Source organism: Kitasatospora sp. NPDC057936 (genome assembly GCF_042887525.1).
GTDB lineage: Bacteria > Actinomycetota > Actinomycetes > Streptomycetales > Streptomycetaceae > Kitasatospora.
The window spans coordinates 25875-49540 of the sequence record NZ_JBHVPD010000079.1; the positions used below are offsets into that span (position 1 = coordinate 25875).

Below are 23666 nucleotides of genomic sequence, written 5' to 3' on the forward strand. Positions count from 1 at the left end.
CGACCGATGGTGAAGAGCAGCGGAGGGAGCACCGGCATGACCAGCGACGGCAACAGCCTGCAGGCGGCCGGACGGCGCTCCCTCGTGGACACCGCCATCGACCAGCTGCGCGAGCAACTCGCGGGCGGCGCCTGGCCGGTGGGTTCGAAGATCCCCACCGAGCACGAGCTCGCCGAGCGGCTGCAGGTCGGCCGCAACACCGTCCGGGAGGCGATCCGGGTGCTGGTGCACGCCGGCATGCTGGTCTCCCGGCAGGGCGAGGGCACCTTCGTCCGCAGCACCAGCGACCCGGCGGCCGTCCTGCGCGGTGTCCAGCGCTCGGGCATCCGGGACGTCCTGGAGGTCCGCGCGGCGCTGGAGACCGAGGGCGCGCGCCTGGCGGCCCTGCGGCACACCCCCGAGGACATCGCCCGGATGCGGGCCGCGCTGGCCCGCGAGGCCGAGGTGATCGCGGCGAGCCCGGAGCGGACCGGCCGCGAGGCCACCGTCGAGCACGACCTGGAGTTCCACACCGCCGTCGTGGAGGCCGCGCACAACCCCGCGCTGGCCGAGGTCTACCGCTACTTCGGCGCCTCGGTGCGCGAGTCGATGCGGACGGCCTTCGGCGACCACGACATGCCCGAGGTGGTCGTCGCCACCCACGCGGCCCTGGTGGACGCGATCGAGAGCGGCGACCCGGACCGCGCCGAGGCGGCGTGTCGGGCGCTGCTCGCCGAGCCGATCGCGGCCGTCGAGCAGCTCATCGCGGCCATCGCGGCCCGGAAGTAAGGCCGGGGGCAGGGCCCACGCGCCCTTCCGCCGTCCGCACCGTCTCTCTCTCCCCCCCCGAAAGAACAGCACCCCCATGGCCGTCACCCGTGCCCAGCAGCCGGTTGTCACCTCCTCCGCCCCGCTCCCCGTCCGGTCCCGGCTGGCCCACCCGGCCCTGCTGCTGACCGGCATCCTGCTGGTCGCGCTGAACATGCGCGCCTGCCTCGCGGCGATCTCCCCGATGGTCGGCGAGATCCAGCGCACCTTCGGGCTGTCCACGACCGCGAGCGGCCTGATCACCACCGTGCCGGTGCTGTTCCAGGGCGTCGGCGCGCCGCTCACCCCCCGGCTGACCCGGCGCTTCGGCACCGAGCGCGTCGTGCTCGGCGCGGTGCTGGTGCTCGGCGCGGGCGTGCTGCTGCGGGTGCTGCCCTCGGTGGTGGCGCTGTACGCGGGCTGCGTGGTCATCGGCGTGGCGATCGCGGTGCTGAACGTCTCCATGCCGGGCCTGGTCAAGCGGGAGTTCCCGGAGCGGGCGGCGGCGATGACCGGCGTCTACTCGACCACGATGCTGGTCGGCGCGACCCTCGCGGCCGGGCTCTCGGTGCCGCTGGAGCACGCGCTGGGCGGCGGCTGGGAGGCCTCGCTGGGCGCCTGGTCGGTGCTCGCGCTGGTGGCGGCGGTGGCCTGGCTGCCGCAGGTGCTGCGCTCGCGCGACGAGCGGGCGGCGGCCGGCGCGGCCCCGGCCGCCGGACGGGCCGGCGCGAGCAAGCCGATCGAGGGCATCTGGCGGTCCGGACTGGCCTGGCAGATCAGCCTGTTCATGGGCATCTCGTCGCTGCTGGTCTACACCCTGGTGGCGTGGATGCCGACCATCCTGGCCGAGCACGGGATGGACCGCGGCCAGGCCGGCCTGGTCTTCGCCTTCTCCAACCTGCTGCAGGTGGTCGGCGCCTTCCTGGTGCCGCTGATCGCCGGCCGGATGACCAGCCAGCGCGCCCTCGCGGTGGCCATGGCCGGGCTGAACGGCCTCGGCATCGCCGTGCTGCTGGTCGCGCCGGTGTCGGGTGCCTGGGTCGCGGCGGCGATCCTCGGTGTCGCGCAGGGCGGTTCGCTCGGCCTGGGCCTGGCGTTCATCGTGCTGCGGACCGGCAGCGCGGCCGGCGCCGCCCAGCTCGGCGGCATGTCCCAGGCGATCGGCTACCTCGTCGCGGCGGCCGGTCCGGTCGGCGCGGGTGCGCTGCACCAGCTGACCGGCGGGTGGAGCGCGACGCTCGCACTGATGCTCGTCCTGGTCGCCGTGGTCGGCGCGGCCGGCTGGGGCGCGGGCCGCAACCGGACGCTCTGACCACCCGTTTGGACGTACGGGCCGGGCCCCGGCCGGCTCAGTCCTCGCCGGCCAGGGTCAGCCCGGCCAGCCGCACCGCGGCCAGCACGGTCGCGGCGACGGTGACCACCAGCAGCAGCGGCACGGCCACCCCGAAGGAGACGTCCGCGCCGATCGCGGTGTCCCCCGCCACCGTCTCGGCGACCGACCGGGCCCACTGCTGGACGCTCAGCGTGCGGGCGCCCGCCACGAAGTTGCCGACCAGCGACTCCCACACCAGCGCGTAGCCGAGTCCGACGACCACCGCGTGCCGGGTGACGACGCCGAGCAGCAGGAAGATCGCGCTGTACGCGGCCCCCGCGACCAGCGCCGCGACGGTGTAGCCGAGCGTGACGCCGTCCTTCGTGCCGTACAGCATCAAGCCCGCGAGCATGGTCGGGACGGCGGCGAACACCCACGTGGTGCCGATCGCGACGAACAGCTTGGTGGTGACGATCTCCCAGCGCGGCAGCGGCTTGGCGAGCAGGTAGACGATCGAGCCGTCGTCGATCTCGGTGGCGATCACGCCGGTGCCGACGACCAGGCCGAGGATCGGCACCAGGGTGCCGAGGCCGAGCTGGCCGAGGATCTTGACGGTCAGGTCGTGCCCGTCCCCGCTGGACCCGCTCGCGAGCGCCGAGACGAGCAGCAGCAGGGCGGGGACCACCAGCAGCAGGGCGCCGCGGCGGCGGCCCAGCAGGCCGCGCAGCGTCAGCCTGGCGACGGTCGGATTCATGGTCGGCCTTTCCCGATGGCGTGCTGAGGTCAGGCGGAGACGAGGTAGGAGAACACGCTCTCCAGCGACTCGTCCGCCGGGGCGACGGTGTACAGGGTGATGCCGGCCTGCCGGGCGACCCGGGGCAGCAGCGTCGTGAAGCCCTGGAAGTTCACCGCCTGGATCCGCAGGGCCCGTTCGCGCTCGTCCACCTCGATGCCCGCGGTGGAGCCGTCGGCGATCAGGGCGGCGGCCAGCCGGCGGTCGTCGCTGGAGCGGACCAGGTAGCGGTGCGGGCGGTCGGTCATCAGGCGGCGGATCCGGCGGAAGTCGCCCGAGGCGGCGTGCCGGCCGGCCACCACGACCTCGATGTGCCGGGCGAGCTGCTCGACCTCCTCCAGGATGTGCGAGGAGAACAGGACGGTCCGGCCGTCCGCGCCGAACCGGCGCAGCAGGTCCATCAGCTGGAGCCGCTGGCGCGGGTCCATGCCGTTGAACGGCTCGTCGAGCAGCAGCACGGCCGGGTCGTGGACGAGCGCGGAGGCCATCTTGACCCGCTGCTTCATGCCCTTGGAGTAGGTGCCGGTCCTGCGGTCCTGGGCGTACTCCATCTCGACCAGGCCGAGGGCGCGGCGGGCGGCGGCGCCCGGATCGGGCAGGCCGTGCAGCTCGGCGTTGGCCAGCACGAACTCCCAGCCGGTCAGGTAGTCGTACATCGACTCCCGCTCGGGGACCAGCCCGATCTTCCGGTACACCTCCTGGTTGCGCCAGATCGGCGAGCCGTCCAGGGTGACCGTGCCGGTGGAGGGCGAGAGGAAGCCGCTCATCATGTGGATGAGGGTGGACTTGCCCGCGCCGTTCGGGCCAAGCAGACCGGTGATCCCCGGGCCGATGGCCATGCTGATGTCGTTGACGGCGACCACGTTGCCGAACCAGCGCGAGACCTTGTCGATGGTGATGGTGGCCATTGCGTGCCCCTCCTGGGCTCTGCGGTCGTCGGACGCCGCGGGTGGATCAGACGCTGCGGTAGCGGCGCAGCAGCAGCCCGTACGCCCCGGCCGCCATCCCGGCGGCGACGACGAGGAACACGGCGGCGCCGAGCGCCCCGGGGGCGTGCATCCGGCCGACCGAGCCGCCGACGTCGAAGAGCTGGTTGGTCAGGCTCTCCACCAGGTCGTTCGGCGACAGCAGCGCGGCCCACTGGGCGGAGTCCGGGACGGTGACCTCGAAGCCGGTGCCGATCCGGGTCAGGATCGCCACGACCACCGAGCTGACCGCGAGGTAGCCCATGATCCCGGCCACCCCGAAGCCGCGGCGCGGGGTGGCGGCGGCGATCACCAGCGCGACCGAGGTCGGCACGAGCGCGTACAGCACGGCGGCCACCAGGCCGATCAGGAAGTGCTCGGTGTTGTGCGCGAAGTCCAGCCGGCCCAGCAGCGCGCCGACGTAGAGCACCACCAGGGGTGCCGCCATCAGCAGGAACTGGGCGCAGAACATCGCCGCGAACTTGGCCCGCACGTAGTCGCCGCGGGTGATCGGGCGGGAGAAGTACAGCGGGACGGTGTGGTACCTGAGGTCCCGGGAGAGGAGCACCGGCGTCTGCGAGGCCAGGAAGATCGAGACGATCAGGCCGAAGGCCGACAGGTAGCGCGGGTAGTCCAGCGGCAGCTGCGCGGCGTTGGTGAACAGCGCGATCGCGACCATGATGACGGCGGGCACGGTGAGCACGCCGAGCACCAGCATCGGCAGCACCTTGGACTTGCCGGAGCGCCCGAGGCCGTACGCGGCGCGCAGGCTCTGGGTGAACAGCGAGCGGGTCGCGTAGGCCCGGCCGAGGCGGGGGCCGGCGTAGCCGCGGTAGCCGATGTCGTGGATGACGCCGGCGTCGGCGGGCCTGCTCTCAGGAGGCATCGTCCGGACCTCCCTTGGACTCGTCCGTGAAGAGTTCGGCGACCCGGTGCCGGCGCTGTTCCAGCCGGACCAGGCCGAGGCCGAGGTCCGCGACGGTGTCGCGGATGGTGTCGTAGGTGTCGTCGCCGGCCAGCCGGACGAGGAGCACGTGCGAGCCGTCCGGGGTGGCGGACAGGCCCGCGGCGGTGAGGCGTTCGAGGACGGCGGCGCCGGGGTCGCGCACCAGGTCATCCGGGTGGTCGGTGACTTCGAGCGCGAGCAGGGCCGTCGCCTCGGTGAAGGAGGCGGTGGAGGAGGAGCGCAGCAGCTTGCCACCGTCGATGACGACCAGGTGGTCGCAGGTGCGCTCCAGCTCGCCGAGCAGGTGGGTGGTGACCAGCACCGAGATGCCGAAGTCCCGGTGGACGCGGCGGATCAGTGCCAGCATCTCGTCCCGGCCGGCCGGGTCGAGGCCGTTGGTCGGCTCGTCCAGCAGCACCAGCTTCGGGTCGTGCACGAGTGCCTGGGCCAGCTTGACCCGCTGCTTCATGCCGGTCGAGTAGCCGCCCATCGGGCGGTAGCGCTCCTCGTACAGGCCGACGTGGCGGAGGGTGTCCGCGGTGCGCTCGCGGGCCGCGGCGGCGGGCAGTCCGGCCATCCGGGCCATGTGCACCACGAACTCGGTGGCCGACACGTCGGGCGGCAGGCAGTCGTGCTCCGGCATGTAGCCGACGCGCTCGCGGATCTCCGGGCCCTGGGTGGCGATGTCCAGGCCGAGGACCCGGCCGGTGCCGGAGGTCGCCGGGGCGAGCCCGAGCAGGATCTTGATGAGGGTGGACTTGCCCGCCCCGTTGGCGCCGACCAGGCCGACGACCCCCGGGTGCACCTCGACGGTGAGCCGGTCGAGCGCCGTTACCCGGGGGAACCTCTTGGAGAGGTCGTCCGTCTTGATGACAGGAGTGGACACGCCCCCAACGTAACGGGCCCGCGCCGCAAGGACCATGAGCTGGAATGACGAACCGCGGATGATGCTGCGGTATGACGCCGGCGGGCTCTCCCCTAGGGGTCGGACGGAAGCGGCCGGGCCGACCGGTCGTGACGCGGTCGGCCCGGCGTTCGCATGACGTTCCGTCAGTTCAGCAGGTCGGACTGCAGGGTGGCCACCTGGCGGAACGGCGCGACCGGCACGCCCTTCGGGTTGGTCATCGTGATGACGGCGAGGACGTTGCTCGCCCCGAGGTACGCCACGCGGGCCGTCGGGTCGCCCTTGGCGCCCTGCACCGAGGACTCCTTGACCGCGAGGTCGACGTTCGGGAGGGCGTCCCAGCCGTCGTGCGAGCCGGCCTTCGCCCCGGGCAGGGCCTTCGGCAGGCTGTTCGCGCGCAGGGCCGAGAAGACCTCCCCGCCCTCGAAGGAGGAGCCGAAGCGCAGCAGCCGGATCTGGGTGCGGGTGCCGTCGGAGGCCGTCCACTCCCGGACGGCGGCCGCGCGGCACGCGTTCTGCAGCAGCAGGGCGCGCAGGTCGTCCGGGTTCTGCTGCTCGTCGAGGACGGCGTCGCAGGGGGCCCAGTCGGCGGTGGCCGCGCTGGCCTTGGCGGAGGCCGCCGGGCTCGCCGTCCCGGACGGGGACCCGCTCGCGGACGGGCTCGCGGACGCGGTGGCGGACGGGCTCGCCGAGCCGGACGCCGAGGGCGTCGCGGTCGGGCTCGGGAAGACGACCAGCCCGAGCGGACCGCCGGCCTCCTTGGGCGCGGGCAGCACGAGGTTGCGGAGGTCCGCGCGGTGCGGCTCCTTGCGCACCGACGGGCCCTTCGCCGGGGGCTGCGGCGGCAACGCGAGCGCGGGGAAGGTGTAGCGGCCGTCGCTCTTGGTCGCCAGGCCCGGGATGTCCGTGCGCTCGGGAACGGTCAGGGCCATCGCCGTCCCGGTGCCGGCGAGCGCGCACACCAGGGTGGCGGCGGCCCAGCGCACCACCGCCTTGCGGCGGCGGGTCCGGCGGGCGAGGCGGGCCTCGCGCTTCTCGGGCGTCTCGGGCGCGGCCGGCGGGGGCGGCACCAGCTCCACCTCGGAGAGCGCCGGGCCGGCCGGCGCCGCGGGCTCGGGCGGGGCGGTCGGCACGGGCGCGGGCGGAGCGGTCGGCACGGGCGCGGGCGGAGCGGTCGGCACGGGCGCGGGCGGAGCGGTCGGCGCGGGCGGGGGGACGGGGGTGCCCGCGGGGTCCTGCGAGGTGACGTGGTCGGTCATACGGACGCTCCCGGGCGGGCGAGGCGGTCGAGCTGCGCGGTGAAGAGGGCGACGATCTTGTCCTTGGGCAGCGGCGCGACGCCCTCGACGTTCATGACCACGAGGAGGTCGCCCTCGGCGGCCGAGCACTCCAGGTAGTCGAGCGGGGCGGACGGCGGCGCCGGCATCAGGTAGCAGTGCGCCTCCGGGTGGCCGGGGATCTCCGGGCCGAGCCGGAACAGGCCGGTGTCGCTGAAGACCGCCGTGTACTCGTTGAGCTTCTGCACCTCCTGCTGGTTGAACTGGCGCAGCTTCAGGCCGGCCACCAGGTCGTCGCCCTGGGCCCGGTACGTCCGCACACCGGTGGCCTTGACGTGCAGGCCCTCCCAGTAGGCGCGGAGCTTGTCCCGCTTGTCCTTGGGGATCTGCTGGAGCTCCTCGTCCAGTTCGGCGCTGAGCCGCTCGGCGCCGATCTCGTCGTCGTTGCCGTAGCCGCCCTCGTCCGGGCCGAGTTCGAAACCGGCCGGGACGGGCAGCAGCAGGTCGCGCAGCGAACCGAAGTGGTTGCCGTTGGACCTGGCGCCGAACGGCGTGGCGGTCGCGGTCGGCGCCGGCGCGGCGGACGGGCCGGCGGCGACCGGGGCGGGGTCGTCGTACTGCGTCTTGATGATGCCGATGCCGATGACCACGCCGACCAGCGCCGCGGCGACCGTGGCGGCACCCGCGCGCAACAGGCGGCCGGAGGCCGGGCGGGGGCGCGGGGCGACGGGGGCCGGCTGCTCGGGCGTGAACGGCCCGGGCGCGAACCGCCCGGCGGCGGGCTGCTGTTCCGGGGCGAGCTGCTCGGCGGCGGGCTGCACGGGGATGGTGTGCGGCTGCTCGGGGGTCTCAGCCCCGGTCACGGTGCTGTCGCTCATATCAGCCGCTCCCACTGCTGCTTGGCGAGGTCCTCCACGGCGTTCGACGTCACCGGCTTGGCACCGAAGATCTCGACCTCCATCACGACGGTGCCGCGCTGGGCCACGGCGTGGCCGTAGTAGTACGGATCCTTGCTGTCCGACCAGTAATTGGGCTGGTCGAACACCTTGTAACCGCCGTTGGCGCCCTTCTCGAAGGGCTGCGTGCGAAAGACGGTGGCGCGCGACTTCGCCTCGCCGGCGTGCTCGGGCGCGTACTGGATCAACGACACGCGGTACTTGACGTCGTCCTTCTGCCAGTCGACCTCCACCGCGCGCCGGAAACCGCGCGAGTTCAGGTCCTTGAACTCGCGGACCGCGTCGCCGGTGTGCTCGGCGAGGTCGCCGGCCGACACCCAGGAGGGCTTGTCCGGGTTCTCGCCCCAGGGCTTGCTGCCCTCCGGCGCGGTGAGGAGGAGCTTGCGCAGGTCGCCGTCGATGGCGAGCGGCTGCGGCTGCTCGGCGGCGAAGGCGGTCGGGTCGACCGTCGCGGCCGGGTAGGACGGCAGTGCGACCTGCAGCGGCGGGAGCGGCGTCGGCGGGCGCTGCGCCTGGATGGCGTAGCCCACGCCGCCACCGCCGAGGACGCCGAGCACCAGGCCGCACACGGCCAGCAGCACCGGCCGGGGCCGGCGCGGGACGCGCGGCGCGGGCTCGGGACCGACGGCCAGGAGGTCGGGCACGAAGGCACCGGGCGGCCCGGTCACGACGGCGTCGGGAGCGACGGCCTCGGGAGCGATGGCGTCCGACGCGGCGACGGGCTGCGGCGGCACCGGCGGGGCAGGCGGCGCGGCGGGGGCCGCGGGCTGCGGAGGAGCGTCGCCGGGCGACGGCTCCACGGGTTCGGTGGTCACGAAGTGGCTCCAGGAGAAGGAAGGACGACGGCGGGCGGGCGGCGGTACGGGCTCAGCCGCCGGAGGCGAGCCACTCGCGCTGCCGCTTCATCAGCTCGCTGAGCAGCGCCTTGTCCGGCGTCCCCTTCACCTCGACGTCGATCGTGTACTGGACGTCGCCCTGGCTGGAGATGCCGGTCATCGAGCCGGTGTAGGCCTGCTGCTTGGGCTTGTGGACGTAGCCGTGGGCGTTCGGGTCGCCGTCGATGTCGATCGGGTCCTGCGACTTGACGGTGTAGCCCTTGACGAACTCGGTCGCCATCGCGGTGGAGCCGAAGTGCAGGAGGGTGACGGTGACTTCGGCCTTGCCGTCGGCGGTGCGGTACATCCGGGTGGCGCCCTCCTTGTACCCGTACGAGCCGAGGATGCCCATGATCCCGTCCTGCTTGCCGAACAGTTCGGCGACGTCGTCGTCGCTCAGCTTCGCCCCGTCCACGGGCCCGTACGACTCGCCGCCGTCGGGGATCGGGAGCAGGAAGTAGCGCAGATCGCCGTCGTGCCTGCCGCCGCTGACGGCGCCCTTGACGGTGCTGGCCGGCTTGGGCGTGGTCGGGACGGCGGTCGGCGTCGGAAGCGGCACGGCGGTGGGCGTCGGACTCGCGGAGGCCGTCCCGGACGCGGACGCGGCGGCCGTCGGCGCGGGTGCGGCGGCGGCCGGGCGGGCGTCCGGCTTGCCGACCGCGACGGTCACGGCGGCGCTGGTCGCCGTGACGGCGAGCAGCCCGGCGGTGGCGAGCGCGATGCCGACGGCGCGCGGCAGTCGGCGCGCGGGCGCCTCGGCGGGCGCCCCGACGACGGGCTCGGCCATCGGCTCGGCCGTCAGCTCGGCCATCGGCGAGGCAATCGGCTCGGCCATCGGCGCGGCGGGCAACTCGGCACCGGGAACAGCAGGTTGAGCAGCTACCGGCTGCTCTGCGGGGTGCTCGTTTTCGGGCGCGGACAAGGAACTCCCCCAGGGAAACGTGGAATGTCGCGCGCGGGCCCCTCGCACACCGCCCCCCAGCGGCTCTCCGGACCGTCCGGCACGCGTCTCAGCAGGAAGTATGAGAGGCCGGTGAGAAATCCGCCAACAAAATCATCACCACGTTCCCTCCCAATTCCCGATGAATCGGGCACGCCGTGATCCAAACGCAATGGGCGGACCGGCGTCGACCGCCGATCCGCCCCGTTCGCCCTGCGCCACCCGCTACCGGCGCGGGCGGCCGCGCCTCAGGAAACCGCCTTCTCCCACATCTCGACGACCTTGCCGGAGGCGTCGAGCGTCACCTTGAAGACGTTGTTCTGGCAGGGGTAGACGCCCTTGTCGCTGCCCGGCGTCGCGATGCACTCGTTGACGTGCTTGGCGAGGGTCTCCGCGTTGGCGTCCATCGGCGGCTTCACCACCGACCGCAGCTGGGCCTTGAAGGCGGGCGCGAACTGCGCGGTCTTGTCGGGCCCGGTCGGTTCGAGGGCGACGTCGTCGACCCCGCAGGCGTCCTTGGTGTCCTTGTAGACCAGGGTGGTCCCGTTGGTGCCCTTCACCGGGACGATCCACTTCTGCCCGGCCGGCAGCGGGTCGTGGGTGCAGATGCCCTCCGGGCCTGCGTCGGTCGCGCCGGCGGACGGCTTGCCGGTGGGCTTGGCCTTCCCGGTCGGCGAGGCGGCGCCGGTGGCCGCACCGGTGGGCGCGGCGGTGGGCGCGGCGGTGGCGGGCGCGCCGGTGGGCGCGGCGGCGGCGGTGCTGGAGCCGCCGCCGGCCTGGTCGGACGAGTTGTCCGGGCCGCAGGCGGCCAGGCCGAACGCGGCCGTGGCAACCAGGGCGGCGGAGAGCAGTTTCCTGGAAACGAGCATGACGACTAACCCCCGTGTGACGCATGATCAGGTTATCGGTGCGGCCGACAGACTAGCGCCTCCCACCGTCGCTCCACGCACACCCGCACCTGCACCCCCGCGCCCCTGGGCGCCCCCTGCGCCACCGGACACCGGCGCACGGGCGACGTAGGGTCGGACCCATGCGACTGAGCACCGTGATCCTCCCCATCCACCGGTGGGGCGAGGGGCAGAAGATCTGGCGGCGGGCCGAGGAGCTCGGTTTCCACGCCGCGTACACGTACGACCACCTCTCCTGGCGGTCGTTCCGGGACGAGCCGTGGTTCGGGTCCGTCCCGACCCTGACCGCGGCCGCGACGGCCACCGAGCGGCTGCGCCTCGGCACCCTCGTCACCTCGCCGAACTTCCGGCACCCGGTGACGCTGGCCAAGGAGCTGATCACGCTGGACGACGTGTCCGGCGGGCGGCTGACGCTCGGCATCGGCGCCGGCGGCGTCGGCTACGACGCGACGGCGATGGGCCAGGAGGCGTGGTCGCCGAAGGAGCGGGCGGACCGCTTCGGCGAGTTCCTGCCGCTGCTGGACAAGCTGCTGCGCGAGGACGCCACGACCGAGGCCGGCACGTACTACTCGGCCGTCGAGGCGCGGAACATCCCCGGCTGCGTGCAGACGCCGCGCGTCCCGTTCTACGTGGCCGCGACCGGCCCCCGCGGGCTGAGGCTGGCCGCCGAGCACGGGCAGGGCTGGGTCACGTACGGCGACCCGCGCGGGCCGGCGGACGTGCCGGTGGAGCAGGCGCCCGAGGTCATCGCGCGGCAGATCGCGAAGCTCACCACGGCCTGCGAGGCCGCCGGCCGGGACGTCGCGACACTGGAGAAGGTGCTGCTCCAGGGCTCGACGGCGGAGAAGCCCCTGCAGTCGCTGGGCGCCTTCGTCGACTGGGCGGGCACCTACCGCGAGCTGGGCATCACCGAGCTGGTGATCCACTGGCCGGTGCCGGGCTCGATCTTCGAGAACGACCTCGCCGTCTTCGAGGAGATCGCCGCCGAGGGCCTCGCCCAGCTCGGCGAGGGCTAGCGGCTCAGGGGACCGACGGCCGGATCACGGGTGCGGACGGGTGCGCTGGGCGGGGAGCTTCGGCTCCGGCCCGGCGGGCCCGTCCGGGGCTCCCCGGCGGGCGATCTCGGCGAGGGCGTGGAACAGCACGTCGCCGAGGAGGACGGGCTCGCGCGGCGCGGCGCGGGCCGCGGGAGGGGCGGTCGGGAGCGTCTCGTCCCGGAGCTGGCGAGTGGGCATGGCTCTTCCTGCCGACGGGGAGGCGGTCTGCTCGGCCATGCGGGTCCTGCCCGGAGGGCGGAAGCCGGACACCCCCGCCCCGGGCGAATCGGCCGGAAACGGCGCTTCCGGGGCCGAAAGAAGGCCGACCGGGGTCGGAGGACGGGTGGCGGTCCCGCCGATGACCGGCACCCCGCCGATGGGCGAAGATGGACCGGTGACCGAACCCCGCGCCCCCCGCCTGATCGCCACCGACCTGGACGGCACCCTGCTGTGCAGCGGCGGCACCGTCACCGACCGCACCGCCGCCGCCCTCGCCGCGGCCGAGGCGGCCGGGGTGCGGGTGGTGTTCGTGACCGGGCGCCCGCCGCGCTGGATGCAGCAGGTCAGCCCGCACATCGGCGGGCACGGGGTGGCGATCTGCTCCAACGGCGGCGCGGTCGTCGACGTGCGGCGCGGCGAGCTGCTGGAGTCCTTCCCGCTGCCGGAGGAGACCGCGCTGGCCGTGGTCGAGATCCTGCGCGCCAAGCTGCCCGGCACGTCCTTCGCCTTCGAGTACCCGGCCGGGTTCGCCCGCGAGCCCGGGTACGAGGTGCCGATGTGGGGCGAGGACGTGGACCACCCGATCGGCCCGGCCGAGCTGCTGCTGGGGCCGGACGGGCCGGTGCGCGGCCTGTTCAAGCTGCTGGCCAAGCACCCGGACCTCGACCCGGACAAGCTGCTGGGCGAGGCCCGCGAGGCCGCCGGGCACCTGGCCGAGATCACCCGCTCCGCGCCGATCCCGCTGCTGGAGATCAGCGCGCCCGGCGTCACCAAGGCCAGCACGCTGGCCCGCTGGTGCGCCGGGCACGGCATCGACCGCACCGAGGTGGTCGCCTTCGGCGACATGCCGAACGACCTGGAGATGCTGGACTGGGCCGGCACCGCGTACGCCGTCGCCAACGCGCACCCGCAGGTGCTGGCGGCGGTGGCGCTGCACACCGTGAGCAACGAGCAGGACGGCGTCGCGGCGGTGCTGGAGCGGATCCTCGGGCTCCCTCAGCCGAAGCGGCCGTTGACGTAGTCCGAGGTGCGCCGGTCGCGCGGGCTGCCGAAGACCTGCTCGGTCGGCCCGGCCTCGACGATCCGGCCCGGGGTGTCGTGGGTGGCCAGGAAGAACGCGCAGGTCTGCGAGACCCGCTGGGCCTGCTGCATGTTGTGGGTGACGATCACGATGGTGAGCCGCCCGCGCAGCTCGGCGATGGTCTCCTCGACCCGCCGGGTGGAGGTCGGGTCGAGCGCCGAGCACGGCTCGTCCATCAGCAGGATGTCCGGCGACACGGCCAACGACCGTGCGATGCACAGGCGTTGCTGCTGACCGCCGGAGAGCGCGCCGCCGGGCGTGTGCAGCCGGGTGGCCACCTCGTCCCAGAGCCCGGCCCGGCGCAGGCTGGTCTCCACGAGGTGCCGGCGCTCCTCCTTGGACACCTTGATCCCGGCCAGCTTGAGCCCGCTCGCGACGTTGTCCTGGACGGACATCGCCGGGAACGGGTTGGGCCGCTGGAACACCATGCCGATCCGGCGGCGCACCTCGGCCGGCCGCCGGTCGAGGTGGTAGACGTCCTCGCCGTCCAGCAGGACCTCGCCGGCCAGCGCGGCGCCGCGCACCATCTCGTGCATCCGGTTGAGGATCCGCAGGTAGGTGGACTTGCCGCAGCCCGACGGGCCGATCAGCGCGGTGACCTCGCCGGCCGGCATCGCCAGCGAGACCCGCTCCAGCACCTTGCGCGAGCCGAACCAGGCGGAGACGTCCCGGGTCTCCAGGGCGGCGAGCGCCCCGCCGCCGGCCCCGGTGCCGTACCGCGGCACCGGCTGGACGGGCGGCAGGGTGAGCGTGTCGGCGGCCGGGTCCGCCGCCGGGTGCGGCGCGTCGGCCGGCCGGGCCGGGGTCGGCGGGTGGTCGGTCATCGGTGCATCCATCATCGGTACGGTCCTCCGGGCGCGCGTCAGTAGAGGTTGGGCAGCAGGGCGGCGGCGTTCTCGTAGACCGCCCAGAGCGCCGCGCCGACCACCGGTGCGAGGCTCAGGTAAGCGGTCGAGCGGCGCCAGTACCGGGCCAGCAGCAGGGCGGCGACCACCGCGCCGAGCAGGCCGAGCGACCACAGCTGCAGCGTGGCCAGCGCGCCCTTGTCCGCGGCCAGCGCCTTGTCGTACGGGACGGTGGCGGGCCGGCCGCCCGGGTTCTGCTGGGGGTCGCCGTCCAGCCGGGCGCCGATCATCACGGTGGAGCCGGGGATCCAGTCGGAGTCCCCGGTGACCAGGACGAGCCGGTCGCGGGCCGGGTCGGTGATCGGGGCGTCGCCGTCGCCGTACGCGTTGACGGTGTAGCTGGCCGTGCCCTGCCCGGTGATCGTCTCGATCCGGTCGCCGACCCGCAGCTTGGACAGTTCGGCGAACGGCGCCCCGAAGGTGGCCCCGCGGCCGAAGACCACCGCCACCCCGCTCTGGCCGGGCAGCGCGGTGTCCCGCCGGTGGCCGGGCCCGCGCATGAGGTCCCGGCCGGTGGTGCCCTCGACGACGACGGCCTGGTGCAGGCCGATCGCCGGGATGTCCAGCAGCGCCACCGGTTCGCCGTCCGGCGCGGAGCCGGTCGGGGCGACCGCGCGGGCGAGCTGGTCCCGGAAGGTCTTGTGCGCGGTGGACTGGTAGTGCCGCTCCTGGATGTCCGAGAGCGTGAACAGGAAGCCGACGAAGCCCAGGACCAGCGCGGCCAGCAGGCTGACCGCCCAGGCCGCCTGGAGGAACCATCGCCGCCCCGGCGTCACCGCGGGCCGCCCGGCCGGACCGGCCGGCTCCGGAACGCCAGGGGCGGGGGCGGCCGGCTTCTCCAGCACGGGGGCCGTCACGACGCGCCGCCCGACGTGCGGCGGCGCAGCAGCCGGCGGCCGAGCAGCGGCGGGACGAGGACGACGGCGATCAGCTCGATCGCGGTGAGCGTGCTGAGCATCCAGTCGTCCGGCTTTCCGGCCACGTCGACCACGTTCGCCGCGACCTCCCCGGCACCGCCGCGGCCGCGGGCCACCACCTGGCCGGTCTGCGGGTCGACGACGTCGTCGACGGGCTGGTCGCCGGGGGTGCCGGCGGCCGCGTTCGGGTCGGCGGCCGCCCCCTGCGCGTTCGGGTCGCCGGTGCCGCCGGCCGCCGCCGCACCGCCGGCGCCGCCCGCGGTGCCACCACCGCCCGTGCCCTTGTTTCCGGCCTTGCCGGTGCCGCCGCCGCTGCCCGTACCGCCGGTGCCGCCGGCCGCGCCGCCGCCGCTGCCGCCCGGGCCGCCGCCCGGGCCCGAACCGCCGCTGACCGCCTGGCCGTTCTGCACGGTGCAGTCGAGCGCCTGACCCTGCTTGTCGCAGGGGCTGGGCATCGGGGCGTTCTTGAGGAGCGTCAGCTCGCCGGCCTGGTTGATGGTCGGGTTGGCGCAGCCCGCCAGGCTGTCCGCGTTGACCTTGCTGGCGTTGCCCGGGATGTGCTTGCTCTGCTTCAGCCCGCCCTTGACCAGGCCGTACGGGATCGGCGAGTAGCCGAGCTGATCGGCTTCGCCCTGTCCCTCGCACAGCACGTAGTCGAGGAACCGGCTGAGGGCGGCGCCCTTGTCGTCGTTGAACCGGGGCAGCGGCTTGAGGAAGTCGGAGCGCGGCACGATCAGGTAGCTGTAGCTGGAGATCGGGTACGCGCGCGGGTCGTCCATGGTGTAGACGCCGTCGAGGTTCTGCTGGAGGTAATTGGGGTCGGACTCCGGGGTGTCGTCGTCGACGCCCCGGATCTTCGCCGCGGTGAGCGACACCGCCACGTTGGAGGCGGTCGGCAGCGAGAAGTAGCCGGCCTTGTTGAGCACCTTCACCACGGGCCAGTTGGCCTTCTTGGCGAACGCGTACTCGTCGTAGCCGATGGTGCCCTGGTTGGTGGGCGCCATGATGTAGCTGGCGACGGTGTCGGAGCTGCTCTGCGCGACCATCGGGCTGGACGCCGGGAAGAACTCGGTGTACTCACCGCAGCTGACGGAGTTGACCGCCTTGCAGTAGTCGTCCCACTGGGCGCCGTAGGTGTGCGACATCCAGCGGGTGAACTGCGCGGTGGCGCCCGAGCCGTCGGAGCGGACGACCGGGAAGATCTTCAGGCTGGGCAGCTGTCTGCCGTAGTCCTGGGTGATCTTCGAATCGTTCCAGTTGGTGATCTTGTTGGTGAAGATGTCCACGATGGTCTGCGGGGAGAGCCGCAGGTCACGGACCTGCTTCCCGCCGATCTGCAGGTTGTACATGAAGGTGGTGCCGCCCGCGGTGATCGGCACGTACGAGTAGCCGTACGTCGGCTGTTCGGCGCCACCGCCGCCGCCGCGCCGGCCCGCCTCGTTCAGGCCGGTGTCCTCCTTGGAGCGGAACGGCACGTCCGAGGCGGTGAAGTCGGTCTGGTTGTTGCGCCACGAGGCGCGGCCGTTCGCCGAGCCGGTCGCGGCGAAGTCGATGCCGATGCCCTGCGTCCGGACGTCCTGGCGCCACTGGTCCAGGGCCGGTGCGGCCCAGCTGGAACCCTCGCCGCTCAGCACCACGCCCGCGTGCGCCGGAGTGCTGCGCGCCAGCATGGTCCCCGAGGCGAGCAGGAGGGACAGCAGTACGGCCACCGTGCGGGCCACGGGGCGCCTTGCGGCCTCCCACGACATGAGAACTCCTCTGGTACAGCGGTTGGTTGAGTGCGACATCAGCGACTCCTCGGCACGGCGACGACCGGACGGGAGACGGCGGCCAGCGCGGCGGCCTCGGCGCGGCGCGCGTCCCGGCTGATCCGGCGCTTCTGGGCCCCGGTCAGCTGACCGGGCCGGCGGCCACCGAGCAGACGCGCGGTGACGAACAGGACCAGCACCACGCCCATCAGGGTCAGACCGGCGGCGAAGCCCCGCGCGATCATGGGGTCGTAGGGCTGTTTGACGTAGTTCCAGATGTACAGCGGCAGCGACACCTGGTGCCCTTCGAACGGGTTGCCGTTGAACTGTGCGGTGAAGCCGGCGGTCAGCAGCACCGGCGAGGTCTCACCGACGCCGCGCGCCATCCCGAGCACGACGGCCGTCACCAGTCCTGGGCGGGCGGTGGGCAGCACGACGTTCCACACCGTCCGCCACTGGCTGCCGCCGAGCGCGTACGAGGCCTCGCGCAGGGTGCCCGGCACCAACCGGATGACCACTTCGGCGGCCCGGGTGACGATCGGCATCATCATCACGGTCAGCGCCAGGGAGGCGGCGAAGCCACTCTTCTCGAACCCGAAGGTGAGGATCACGACGCCGAAGACGAACAGGCCGGCGACGATCGACGGCAGCGCCGTCATCGCCTCGACCAGCGTCCGTACGGGCCGGGCCATCCGGCCGCCGACCTCGGACATGAAGACGGCCGCGCCGATCCCCAGCGGCACCGCGAACAACGTCGCCAGGCCCAGCTGTTCGAGCGATCCGACGATCGCGTTGAGCGCACCGCCGGAGGTGATCGGGCTGAGCGGGCCGGTGCTCTCCATCGACTCGGTGAAGAAGTTGAGGTGCTGCGCCGCGTCCATCCCACGGCTCGTCACGTAGCCGATCTGGTCGGCGATCAGTCCGACGATGAGCAGCCCGGCGCTCCAGGCGACCACCGCCACCAAGCGGTCGCGCACCATCATCGGACCCCACTGGAGACGGCCGAGCGCGTAGTAGCCGGCCAGGAAGAGCACGTACCAGCAGATCAGGAAGCCGAGCACGCCGCTGAACGGCAGGACCCGCTCGTACAGCATCCAGTCCAGGCCCAGCGAGCCGGCCGACGCGCCGGCCAGGGTGAAGACGTCGTCCCGGGTGATGCCGCCGAGCTTCACCCGCTTCTCGGGTCGCGGCCGTCCGTCGGGCGCGGGAGCGGCTGCGGGCCCGGACGCCGCGACCGGCGGCAGGTCGAGCGTGGTCATCGGATCGTCCCTTCGGGGTTCGTCATGGTCAGTCCGCCGTCGCGGAGCCGGAACGGGACCGGTTGATCACGAAGCCGGCCGCCACGTTGACCAGCAGGGTGAGCGCGAACAGCACCAGACCGGCCGCCATCAGCGCGGAGAGCGACAGCGAGTCCGACTCGCCGAACCGCAGTGCGATCAGCGCCGGGATCGAGTTGGCGCCGTTCTCGAGGACGTGCGTGATGGTCTGGAAGCTCGGCGAGATGATCAGCGCGACGGCGATCGTCTCGCCCATCGCGCGGCCGAAGCCCAGCATCACCGCGCCGATCACACCGCCGCGTCCGAACGGCAGCACCACGGTCCGGACCATCCCCCAGCGCGTCGAGCCCAGTGCGTAGGCGCCCTCCCGCTCGCCCTGCGGCGCCTGGGAGAACACCTCGCGGGAGAGCGAGGTGACGATCGGAATGATCATCAGCGACACCACCACGCCCGCGATGAAGGTCGAGGAGGTGTAGGACGGTCCGACGTCGCTGGTGCGCACCTTCAGGAACGGGAGCACGTCACCGAGGTGGTTGGCCATCCAGCGCACCAGGCCGAGGATGCGCGGCTGGAGGAAGAACAGCCCCCAGAGGCCGTAGACGATGCTGGGGATGGCCGCCATCAGGTCGACCAGGGTGATCAGCAGTGCACGCAGCCGCAGGGGCGCGTACTCGGAGATGAAGATCGCGGTGCTGAGCGCCACCGGGACGGCGATCGTCAGCGCGATGACGGCGATCAGCAGACCGTCCGGGAGCACCGCCGCGATGCCGAAGCTGTGCGCGCCGGTCTGCCACTTCCGCTCGGTCAGGAAGGACCAGCCGACGATGCGCAGCGCGTCGGCGCCGCGCAGCACGAGGAAGAAGGCGATCAGCCCCATGATCGCGAAGACCGAGAGCCCGGCGAGCCGCAGCACGCCGCGGAACACCCGGTCGCCGGCGGTCGCGGGGGCGGTGATGATGCGCGGGACGTCCTCGTCCGGCCCGCGGTCGGGCTGGCCCGGTGCCCCGGCGTACGGTGCCGCGGGCTCGGCGGCGGCTGTCATGGTCTGCTCTCCGTGCTCGGGGACGGCTGCGTGGGAACGGCTGCATGGAACGGCTGTGGGGGAACGGGCAGGGAGCGTGCGCCCGCCGGAAGGGGCTCGGCGGGGCCGGGACGGCGGCCCCGCCGAGTCGTTCGCCGCGTCGGCGTCAGGGCCTGCGGCGCAGCCGCGACCAGCCCCGGCGCACTGCGGCCACCGCCTTGTCGCCGGCCGGGGTGCCGCCGAGGAGCAGCGCGGCCGGCCCGCCGACCACCAGCACCAGGCCGGCGATCAGGGCGACGGGCAGCAGCAGCCGCGCCAGGCCCGATCGGTCGGCCAGCGGGGTGCCGGCCGCCACCGGGGCGGCGGACAGCGGGCCCTTGGCGGTCGGCGTCCCAGTGGGCTTGGCACCCGCGGCCGGCGGTGCCGCGGCAGCGGGCGCACCGGCGCCCGTACCGGCCGCGGTGGACCCGTCGGTGGCGGTGCCGTTCCGGCCGGAGCCCGTCCCGGTGCCGTCGGGGGCGGTGCCGCCCGCCGAGCCGTTGTCGCTCACCGGGGTGGAGCCTCCGCTGCCGCCCGCCGGGGCGGAGGTGGCGCCGCCCCCGGAGGTGCCGCCCGCGACGGCCGGCGGGTTCGGCGGGGCGGCCTGGTTCCCGGGCAGCTTGCCGTCCTGCGCGGCCACGTGCGCGGCCGCGTCCTGGGCCTGGGCGCGCTGGGCGGCGGTCAGGGCGAGGAAGCCCGGGGCGAGCTGGCCGGGCTCGATGCCGTACACCTGGCCGCCGTTGGTGACCGACTTGAGGAAGTTCGCGATCGCACCGGCCTTGGCCTCCGGCACTCCGCTCGTCGGGACCATCGCGTACTGCACGGTGGTCAGCGGGTAGGCCTTCTGGTCCCGCGAGTACGCGGTGTCCGCGGCGCCGTAGGGCAGCTGCTGCACGCCGGTGGCGGCATCGACCGTCATGTCGGCGACGGCGGCCTGGAAGCCGGACCGCTCGGGGGCGACGAAGGCGCCCGCCGGGTTGAGCAGGGCCGCCTCGGGCATCGAGAACGCCTTGGCCTGGCCGGCGTCCATGATGGCGAGCAGGGCCCGTTCACCCGGGGCCTGGACGGGGCAGTCCAGGTGCCGGCCGTCCGATTCGGAGTTCGGCTGCTGGCAGGTCGGCTTGCCCTCCAGGATGTTGCGGGCCACCCGGCTCAGGCCGAGCAGGGAGGGGTTCCACTCGTACTGCTTCCAGTGGGCGAGGTCCACGGTGGTGGTCGACACGCCCGGGCCGGTGAAGTCCTGCGGCTGGAAGGCCTCGACGGGGTACCCGGGGAACTGCGGCCGCAGGTAGAAGGTGTCGATCCGCATGCCCCACGGATCGGGCTCGCCGTCGAGGAAACGGGCCGCCTCGGGGTCGCTCGCGATCCACGAGGTCACCTGGTAGGTGAGGTCGGTGGTACCGCCGGCGACGGACGGGAAGACGGTCAGGATCCCGCCGCAGTTGGTCGGCCAGTGGATTCCGTTCGCTTCCGTCTGCGGGTTCAGCTTGATGAACTCCGGGTCCGTGAACAGGCACGTCGGGTTGCCCGCCACCGACTTGATCGGATCGCCCGGCGAGTCGTAGGACTGGGTCAGGAGCTTGGCCAGCAGCCGGGCGTTCAGCCGCAGGTCGCGGATCTGGCGCCCGGTCGTCCTGTCGTCGATCGCGAACACCACGGAGATGCCGGTCGTGGTCAGGGGCGCGTAGACGTACGGCCGGGCCGGCGGCGACTGGTCCGGCCTGGCCGTGAGCGCGACGTCGGTGGTCCCGCCGAAGAACGCCGTCCGCGCCTGCGGTTCACCGCCGGCCGAGGCGTACTGGACGGTCAGCGGGGAGCTGCCGAGGCACAGACCGGACCGCCACTGCTGCATGGCGCGGTTCGCCATCTCCAGGCCCTGGGCCCGGAGGTCGGCGGCGGCCGCCGCGCAGTCGTCCGGGGTGGGGGCGAAGTGCAGGGGGACGACCACGTGATGGCCCCAGGCGCACTGCTCGCTGCTGCGGTTCCTGGTCTTCCAGTTCTCCATGCCGGGGCGCAGGGTGGAGTCCGTCGCGGCCTTGAAGATCTGCGAGCCGACGTCCATCCGGTGGTCTTCGCAGTCGGCCTGGCCCTTGCGGAGCTTGTAGTAGTCGATCGGGTCGCCGCCGTAGTTCGGCTCGACCACGAGGGAGCAGGGGTTCGCCGCGTCACACCCGAGTCCGACGCTCTGCTGCTTGTTCCAGACCTCGATGGAGGCCGCGCCGGAGCCGTCCTGGCCGGTCGCGGCGATCACCATGTTGGACCGGAGTTCGGGCGCTTCCAGACCCGAGGGACGCGCCTTCTGCTCGAAGCCGAGCGAAGCCTCCCCTCCGTAGAGCGTGCTTCCGTAGCAGTCCGTGATGAGGGGGTTCTCGCCCTTGCACTCGTAGATCCGCACCGCGTAGGCGATGTCCTCGGAATCCTTGATCGCCTTGATCACCGGCTTGCCGGTGACGGACCGGGTCGGCGTGAACCCGCTCCAGGAGACCTGTAGCACCTGGTTGGTCAGGTTCTCCGTCTGGGAGACCGTCACGCTCCCCTCGGGCCCGTACCCCTTCTTCTCCGGGATCCAGACCTTCGGTCCCTGCACCGTCTTCGCGGAGTCCGCCCGCGCCTCGGGCACCGCTCCCAGGCCCACCGGGACCACCGCGAGTGCCGCCACCACGGCCCAGACGAGCGCCAGGGCCGGCAGTCGCCGGCGCCACCACCCTCGGCCTCCCGGGTCGGGTTCGCGGATTCTCATGGCGGGGACCTCCGGTGGGTGCGAGCCGCCGGTGGGCGGCGCGGGGCGTCGATGGCGCTGGGCCGGATGGCTCCGGTGCGTACCATTCGGCCAGCCGGACATGGCCGGATCCGGTCGGCCAGATGTACGAGGCCACAACGCGACTCCCCTGTAACGGAGTTGGCCGCTCCCAAGGCGGGCGGGCCCGCGCCGGAGCGCGGACCCGCCGAGCTGCCCCGGTGGCGTCCACCGGGCCGAGACGTCAGCTGCCGGGCGTGTAGGTCACCGCGAGCGAACCGATCGACTGGCCGGCCGTGAAGAAGGTCGTGCCGAGGTTGGTGTCGAGGTACTGCGCGGCGGCCGCGTCCACCTTCAGACCGGTGGTGTCGAGCGTCTGGGCGGTGCCGTTGCGGCCGACCGAGACCCGGCCCGCCGGGTCCAGCAGGGCCACCGGGGCCGTCGCGCCGTCCGGCACGGCGAAGAACCTGCCCTTGTTGATCACGAGGTCGAGCTGCTTGAAGATCACGGTCTTGCCCGTGGCGATGTTGACGAACAGCAGGTCGCCGCCGAACTGGATGTCACCGTTGAACGCCGGGATGTTCGCGACGCCGCCCGAGACCGGGAAGGTCGTGGTGAGGCCGGTGGTGTCAGCGTAGGCCGGGGTCGCCGGCGGGAGCGGGACGATCACGATGCCGTTGGTCACCGCGTTCTGGAGGAACGTCAGGTCGGAGGTCACGACGGCCTGCCCGGTGGGCGGCGTGGTCGTGACGGTGGTGTCGGCCGCGGCGGCGCCGCTCAGGCCGGTCACGGCGAGGACGACGGCGGCACCGGTGGCGGCGAGCCGGACACGGGTTCTTGACATGGTGAACTCCTTGGGAGAGGTGGGTTCCACTGGTGCGGAGAGGAGCCGGTCAGGAGTGGATGGAGCTGCCGCAGTCGAAGCCCTGTAGCGGCAGGAGGCCGAAGCTCTGCAGGTCGCCGGCCGCCGTCGGGCTGGTGCAGATCCAGCCGGTGGGGCCGAAGATGTTCTGCAGCGCGGTGGCGTGCGCGTCGGTCGCGGTCCAGTCGGCGTCCCGGACGACGTTGTAGAGGATGTGGCTGTAGACGGTCCCGGCGAACGCGTCGCCGATCCTCCGGTTCGCCGTGTCGACGGGCGCGACACCGTCGATGCTGCGCAGGGTCAACGGGCCGGGAACGTCCGAGCCGCCGCCGCGGCCGTAGAGCACTTGCCAGATGTAGTGGCTGACCGAGTACGGGACGATCGCGTCGGGATCGCTCAGCGCCGGGTCGGATCCCTGGTTCTCCTGGGTGCCCTGGATGACGCAGCTACCCGGGGTGACCGGACTGCCGCCACCGATGGTCTTCAGGAAGAAGGCCCTGACGTTGGAGTCGTACGCCGGGAGGAAGGGCTTGGCCGTGGAGTCGGAGTACGCCGGGTCGATCTGATGCCAGTTGGTGACGTTGCAGGTGTAGAGGTCCCTGAGGTTCTGCGTCGTCAGGTTCGCCGGCACCCGTGATCCTCCGGCCACCGCGACCGCCTCCTTGGCGAACGCCACGAAGTCGTCGCTCACCTGGTCGCCGCTCTGCGGGTCGCGGGCGGCGCCGGCGCAGTCGACGCCGCTGCCCGGCAAGTCGAGAGCTCTCAGTCCCCCGGTGGTGTTGCTCGGCCGGGTGATCGGGTTCGCTCCCGCCTTCGCCGTGATCGGCGACGGTCCCTGCGGGCCCCAGACGTACCAGCGCGGAGCGCCGGGGTCGGTCAGCGAGGCGTTGTAGTCGCCGCTGAGCTGGTTCAGCACGTCGGACGCGCCCTGCGGCGCCGTACACACGATGTCCTGGGCGCCCGGGATCACCCCGGGCGCTGGATCGGCGGCGGCCGGGGCGCTGACGCCCGCGGCGAGTGCCGCGACGACGGCCGCCGTGAACAGCGGAGCCGGAGTCCTGCGCATGGTCCCGTCCCTCTCATCAGGGGCGGCGCCCACGGGCGCGAAGCCCGTGGCCGCCGGATGGTGCGGGGTTGGTCAGGAGTGGATGGAGCTGCCGC

The 23666-nt window shown here is 73.3% G+C and carries 22 protein-coding genes; 4 read left to right on the forward strand and 18 right to left on the reverse strand.

The window, feature by feature from the left end:
* Positions 1 to 36: 36 nt before the first annotated feature.
* Together ACFVU9_RS32695 and ACFVU9_RS32700 are read left to right on the forward strand one after the other, a co-directional pair.
* Positions 37 to 768 (forward strand): FadR/GntR family transcriptional regulator, encoded by a 732-nt coding sequence (locus ACFVU9_RS32695; protein WP_380439592.1) that lies wholly within the window; start codon positions 37 to 39, stop codon positions 766 to 768.
* 76 nt (positions 769 to 844) lie between these two features.
* The gene (locus ACFVU9_RS32700; RefSeq protein WP_380439594.1) at positions 845 to 2098 is read left to right on the forward strand and encodes a CynX/NimT family MFS transporter; all 1254 of its coding nucleotides are present in this window, start codon (positions 845 to 847) and stop codon (positions 2096 to 2098) included.
* A gap of 37 nt (positions 2099 to 2135) precedes the next feature.
* On the opposite strand, the gene ACFVU9_RS32705 is transcribed toward ACFVU9_RS32700, so the two are convergent.
* The 9 genes from ACFVU9_RS32705 to ACFVU9_RS32745 all read right to left on the reverse strand — a co-directional run bounded on the left by ACFVU9_RS32705 (position 2136) and on the right by ACFVU9_RS32745 (position 10623).
* Positions 2136 to 2852, reverse strand: a complete 717-nt coding sequence (locus tag ACFVU9_RS32705) for an ABC transporter permease (RefSeq protein WP_387599663.1) — start codon at positions 2850 to 2852, stop codon at positions 2136 to 2138.
* A 29-nt stretch (positions 2853 to 2881) separates the two neighbouring features.
* Positions 2882 to 3799: an ABC transporter ATP-binding protein gene (locus ACFVU9_RS32710; protein WP_380439598.1), complete on the reverse strand. Its 918-nt coding sequence runs from the start codon at positions 3797 to 3799 to the stop codon at positions 2882 to 2884.
* 46 nt (positions 3800 to 3845) lie between these two features.
* On the reverse strand, positions 3846 to 4742 hold the full coding sequence (locus ACFVU9_RS32715; RefSeq protein WP_380439600.1) for an ABC transporter permease: 897 nt from the start codon (positions 4740 to 4742) through the stop codon (positions 3846 to 3848).
* The gene (locus tag ACFVU9_RS32720) at positions 4732 to 5688 is read right to left on the reverse strand and encodes an ABC transporter ATP-binding protein (RefSeq protein WP_380439602.1); all 957 of its coding nucleotides are present in this window, start codon (positions 5686 to 5688) and stop codon (positions 4732 to 4734) included. Before ACFVU9_RS32720 ends, ACFVU9_RS32715 begins: the two co-directional genes overlap by 11 nt.
* 164 nt (positions 5689 to 5852) lie before the next feature.
* Positions 5853 to 6965, reverse strand: coding sequence for a hypothetical protein (locus ACFVU9_RS32725; protein WP_387599667.1), 1113 nt, complete (start codon positions 6963 to 6965; stop codon positions 5853 to 5855).
* Positions 6962 to 7861, reverse strand: a complete 900-nt coding sequence (locus tag ACFVU9_RS32730) for a hypothetical protein (protein WP_387599670.1) — start codon at positions 7859 to 7861, stop codon at positions 6962 to 6964. The genes ACFVU9_RS32725 and ACFVU9_RS32730 overlap by 4 nt, the downstream gene beginning before the upstream one ends.
* Positions 7858 to 8754, reverse strand: a complete 897-nt coding sequence (locus ACFVU9_RS32735) for a hypothetical protein (protein ID WP_380439606.1) — start codon at positions 8752 to 8754, stop codon at positions 7858 to 7860. Before ACFVU9_RS32735 ends, ACFVU9_RS32730 begins: the two co-directional genes overlap by 4 nt.
* A 52-nt stretch (positions 8755 to 8806) precedes the next feature.
* Positions 8807 to 9649 carry a hypothetical protein gene (locus ACFVU9_RS32740; protein ID WP_387599673.1) on the reverse strand — a complete coding sequence of 281 codons (843 nt, stop codon included), beginning with the start codon at positions 9647 to 9649 and terminating at the stop codon, positions 8807 to 8809.
* A 353-nt stretch (positions 9650 to 10002) separates the two neighbouring features.
* Positions 10003 to 10623, reverse strand: a complete 621-nt coding sequence (locus tag ACFVU9_RS32745; RefSeq protein WP_387599675.1) for a hypothetical protein — start codon at positions 10621 to 10623, stop codon at positions 10003 to 10005.
* A gap of 161 nt (positions 10624 to 10784) precedes the next feature.
* Here ACFVU9_RS32745 and ACFVU9_RS32750 point away from each other — a divergent pair, with 161 nt between their 5' ends.
* A complete protein-coding gene (locus ACFVU9_RS32750) occupies positions 10785 to 11678 on the forward strand; it encodes an LLM class flavin-dependent oxidoreductase (protein ID WP_380439612.1) in 894 nt (297 codons plus the stop codon).
* 24 nt (positions 11679 to 11702) lie between these two features.
* Here the strand turns inward: ACFVU9_RS32750 and ACFVU9_RS32755 are convergent, their stop codons facing one another.
* Positions 11703 to 11897 (reverse strand): hypothetical protein, encoded by a 195-nt coding sequence (locus ACFVU9_RS32755; protein WP_380439614.1) that lies wholly within the window; start codon positions 11895 to 11897, stop codon positions 11703 to 11705.
* A gap of 160 nt (positions 11898 to 12057) precedes the next feature.
* On the opposite strand from ACFVU9_RS32755, the gene ACFVU9_RS32760 reads away from it, so the two are divergent.
* On the forward strand, positions 12058 to 12939 hold the full coding sequence (locus ACFVU9_RS32760; RefSeq protein ID WP_380439616.1) for an HAD family hydrolase: 882 nt from the start codon (positions 12058 to 12060) through the stop codon (positions 12937 to 12939).
* Here ACFVU9_RS32760 and ACFVU9_RS32765 read toward each other — a convergent pair.
* The 8 genes from ACFVU9_RS32765 to ACFVU9_RS32800 form a co-directional block, all read right to left on the reverse strand.
* Positions 12915 to 13838: a phosphate ABC transporter ATP-binding protein gene (locus ACFVU9_RS32765; RefSeq protein ID WP_387599678.1), complete on the reverse strand. Its 924-nt coding sequence runs from the start codon at positions 13836 to 13838 to the stop codon at positions 12915 to 12917. The genes ACFVU9_RS32760 and ACFVU9_RS32765 overlap by 25 nt on opposite strands.
* Before the next feature lie 23 nt (positions 13839 to 13861).
* Entirely contained in the window at positions 13862 to 14761 is a 900-nt protein-coding gene (locus tag ACFVU9_RS32770; RefSeq protein WP_387599681.1) for a sortase, read from the reverse strand.
* Positions 14758 to 16569 carry a substrate-binding domain-containing protein gene (locus tag ACFVU9_RS32775; protein ID WP_387599683.1) on the reverse strand — a complete coding sequence of 604 codons (1812 nt, stop codon included), beginning with the start codon at positions 16567 to 16569 and terminating at the stop codon, positions 14758 to 14760. Before ACFVU9_RS32775 ends, ACFVU9_RS32770 begins: the two co-directional genes overlap by 4 nt.
* 38 nt (positions 16570 to 16607) lie before the next feature.
* A complete protein-coding gene (gene pstA, locus ACFVU9_RS32780) occupies positions 16608 to 17828 on the reverse strand; it encodes a phosphate ABC transporter permease PstA (RefSeq protein WP_380498823.1) in 1221 nt (406 codons plus the stop codon).
* A gap of 28 nt (positions 17829 to 17856) precedes the next feature.
* Positions 17857 to 18888, reverse strand: coding sequence for a phosphate ABC transporter permease subunit PstC (pstC, locus tag ACFVU9_RS32785; protein WP_387599686.1), 1032 nt, complete (start codon positions 18886 to 18888; stop codon positions 17857 to 17859).
* 145 nt (positions 18889 to 19033) lie between these two features.
* A complete protein-coding gene (locus ACFVU9_RS32790; protein WP_387599689.1) occupies positions 19034 to 21646 on the reverse strand; it encodes a hypothetical protein in 2613 nt (870 codons plus the stop codon).
* Between the two features lie 241 nt (positions 21647 to 21887).
* Entirely contained in the window at positions 21888 to 22487 is a 600-nt protein-coding gene (locus ACFVU9_RS32795; protein ID WP_387599691.1) for a hypothetical protein, read from the reverse strand.
* Positions 22488 to 22536: 49 nt separating this feature from the next.
* Entirely contained in the window at positions 22537 to 23571 is a 1035-nt protein-coding gene (locus ACFVU9_RS32800; RefSeq protein ID WP_387599694.1) for a hypothetical protein, read from the reverse strand.
* Between the last annotated feature and the right edge of the window lie 95 nt (positions 23572 to 23666).

What these genes read in the sequence shown, in the direction of transcription:
- ACFVU9_RS32775 (WP_387599683.1), bottom strand. Translation starts at nt 16,569, where the DNA reads ATGTCGTGGGAGGCCGCAAGGCGCCCCGTGGCCCGCACGGTGGCCGTA.
- ACFVU9_RS32760 (WP_380439616.1), top strand. Translation starts at nt 12,058, where the DNA reads ATGACCGGCACCCCGCCGATGGGCGAAGATGGACCGGTGACCGAACCC.
- ACFVU9_RS32710 (WP_380439598.1), bottom strand. Translation starts at nt 3,799, where the DNA reads ATGGCCACCATCACCATCGACAAGGTCTCGCGCTGGTTCGGCAACGTG.
- ACFVU9_RS32795 (WP_387599691.1), bottom strand. Translation starts at nt 22,487, where the DNA reads ATGTCAAGAACCCGTGTCCGGCTCGCCGCCACCGGTGCCGCCGTCGTC.
- ACFVU9_RS32800 (WP_387599694.1), bottom strand. Translation starts at nt 23,571, where the DNA reads ATGCGCAGGACTCCGGCTCCGCTGTTCACGGCGGCCGTCGTCGCGGCA.
- ACFVU9_RS32755 (WP_380439614.1), bottom strand. Translation starts at nt 11,897, where the DNA reads ATGCCCACTCGCCAGCTCCGGGACGAGACGCTCCCGACCGCCCCTCCC.
- ACFVU9_RS32790 (WP_387599689.1), bottom strand. Translation starts at nt 21,646, where the DNA reads ATGAGAATCCGCGAACCCGACCCGGGAGGCCGAGGGTGGTGGCGCCGG.
- ACFVU9_RS32715 (WP_380439600.1), bottom strand. Translation starts at nt 4,742, where the DNA reads ATGCCTCCTGAGAGCAGGCCCGCCGACGCCGGCGTCATCCACGACATC.
- ACFVU9_RS32725 (WP_387599667.1), bottom strand. Translation starts at nt 6,965, where the DNA reads ATGACCGACCACGTCACCTCGCAGGACCCCGCGGGCACCCCCGTCCCC.
- ACFVU9_RS32695 (WP_380439592.1), top strand. Translation starts at nt 37, where the DNA reads ATGACCAGCGACGGCAACAGCCTGCAGGCGGCCGGACGGCGCTCCCTC.
- ACFVU9_RS32705 (WP_387599663.1), bottom strand. Translation starts at nt 2,852, where the DNA reads ATGAATCCGACCGTCGCCAGGCTGACGCTGCGCGGCCTGCTGGGCCGC.
- ACFVU9_RS32745 (WP_387599675.1), bottom strand. Translation starts at nt 10,623, where the DNA reads ATGCTCGTTTCCAGGAAACTGCTCTCCGCCGCCCTGGTTGCCACGGCC.
- ACFVU9_RS32730 (WP_387599670.1), bottom strand. Translation starts at nt 7,861, where the DNA reads ATGAGCGACAGCACCGTGACCGGGGCTGAGACCCCCGAGCAGCCGCAC.
- ACFVU9_RS32750 (WP_380439612.1), top strand. Translation starts at nt 10,785, where the DNA reads ATGCGACTGAGCACCGTGATCCTCCCCATCCACCGGTGGGGCGAGGGG.
- pstA (WP_380498823.1), bottom strand. Translation starts at nt 17,828, where the DNA reads ATGACCACGCTCGACCTGCCGCCGGTCGCGGCGTCCGGGCCCGCAGCC.
- pstC (WP_387599686.1), bottom strand. Translation starts at nt 18,888, where the DNA reads ATGACAGCCGCCGCCGAGCCCGCGGCACCGTACGCCGGGGCACCGGGC.
- ACFVU9_RS32740 (WP_387599673.1), bottom strand. Translation starts at nt 9,649, where the DNA reads ATGGCCGAGCCGATTGCCTCGCCGATGGCCGAGCTGACGGCCGAGCCG.
- ACFVU9_RS32700 (WP_380439594.1), top strand. Translation starts at nt 845, where the DNA reads ATGGCCGTCACCCGTGCCCAGCAGCCGGTTGTCACCTCCTCCGCCCCG.
- ACFVU9_RS32765 (WP_387599678.1), bottom strand. Translation starts at nt 13,838, where the DNA reads ATGATGGATGCACCGATGACCGACCACCCGCCGACCCCGGCCCGGCCG.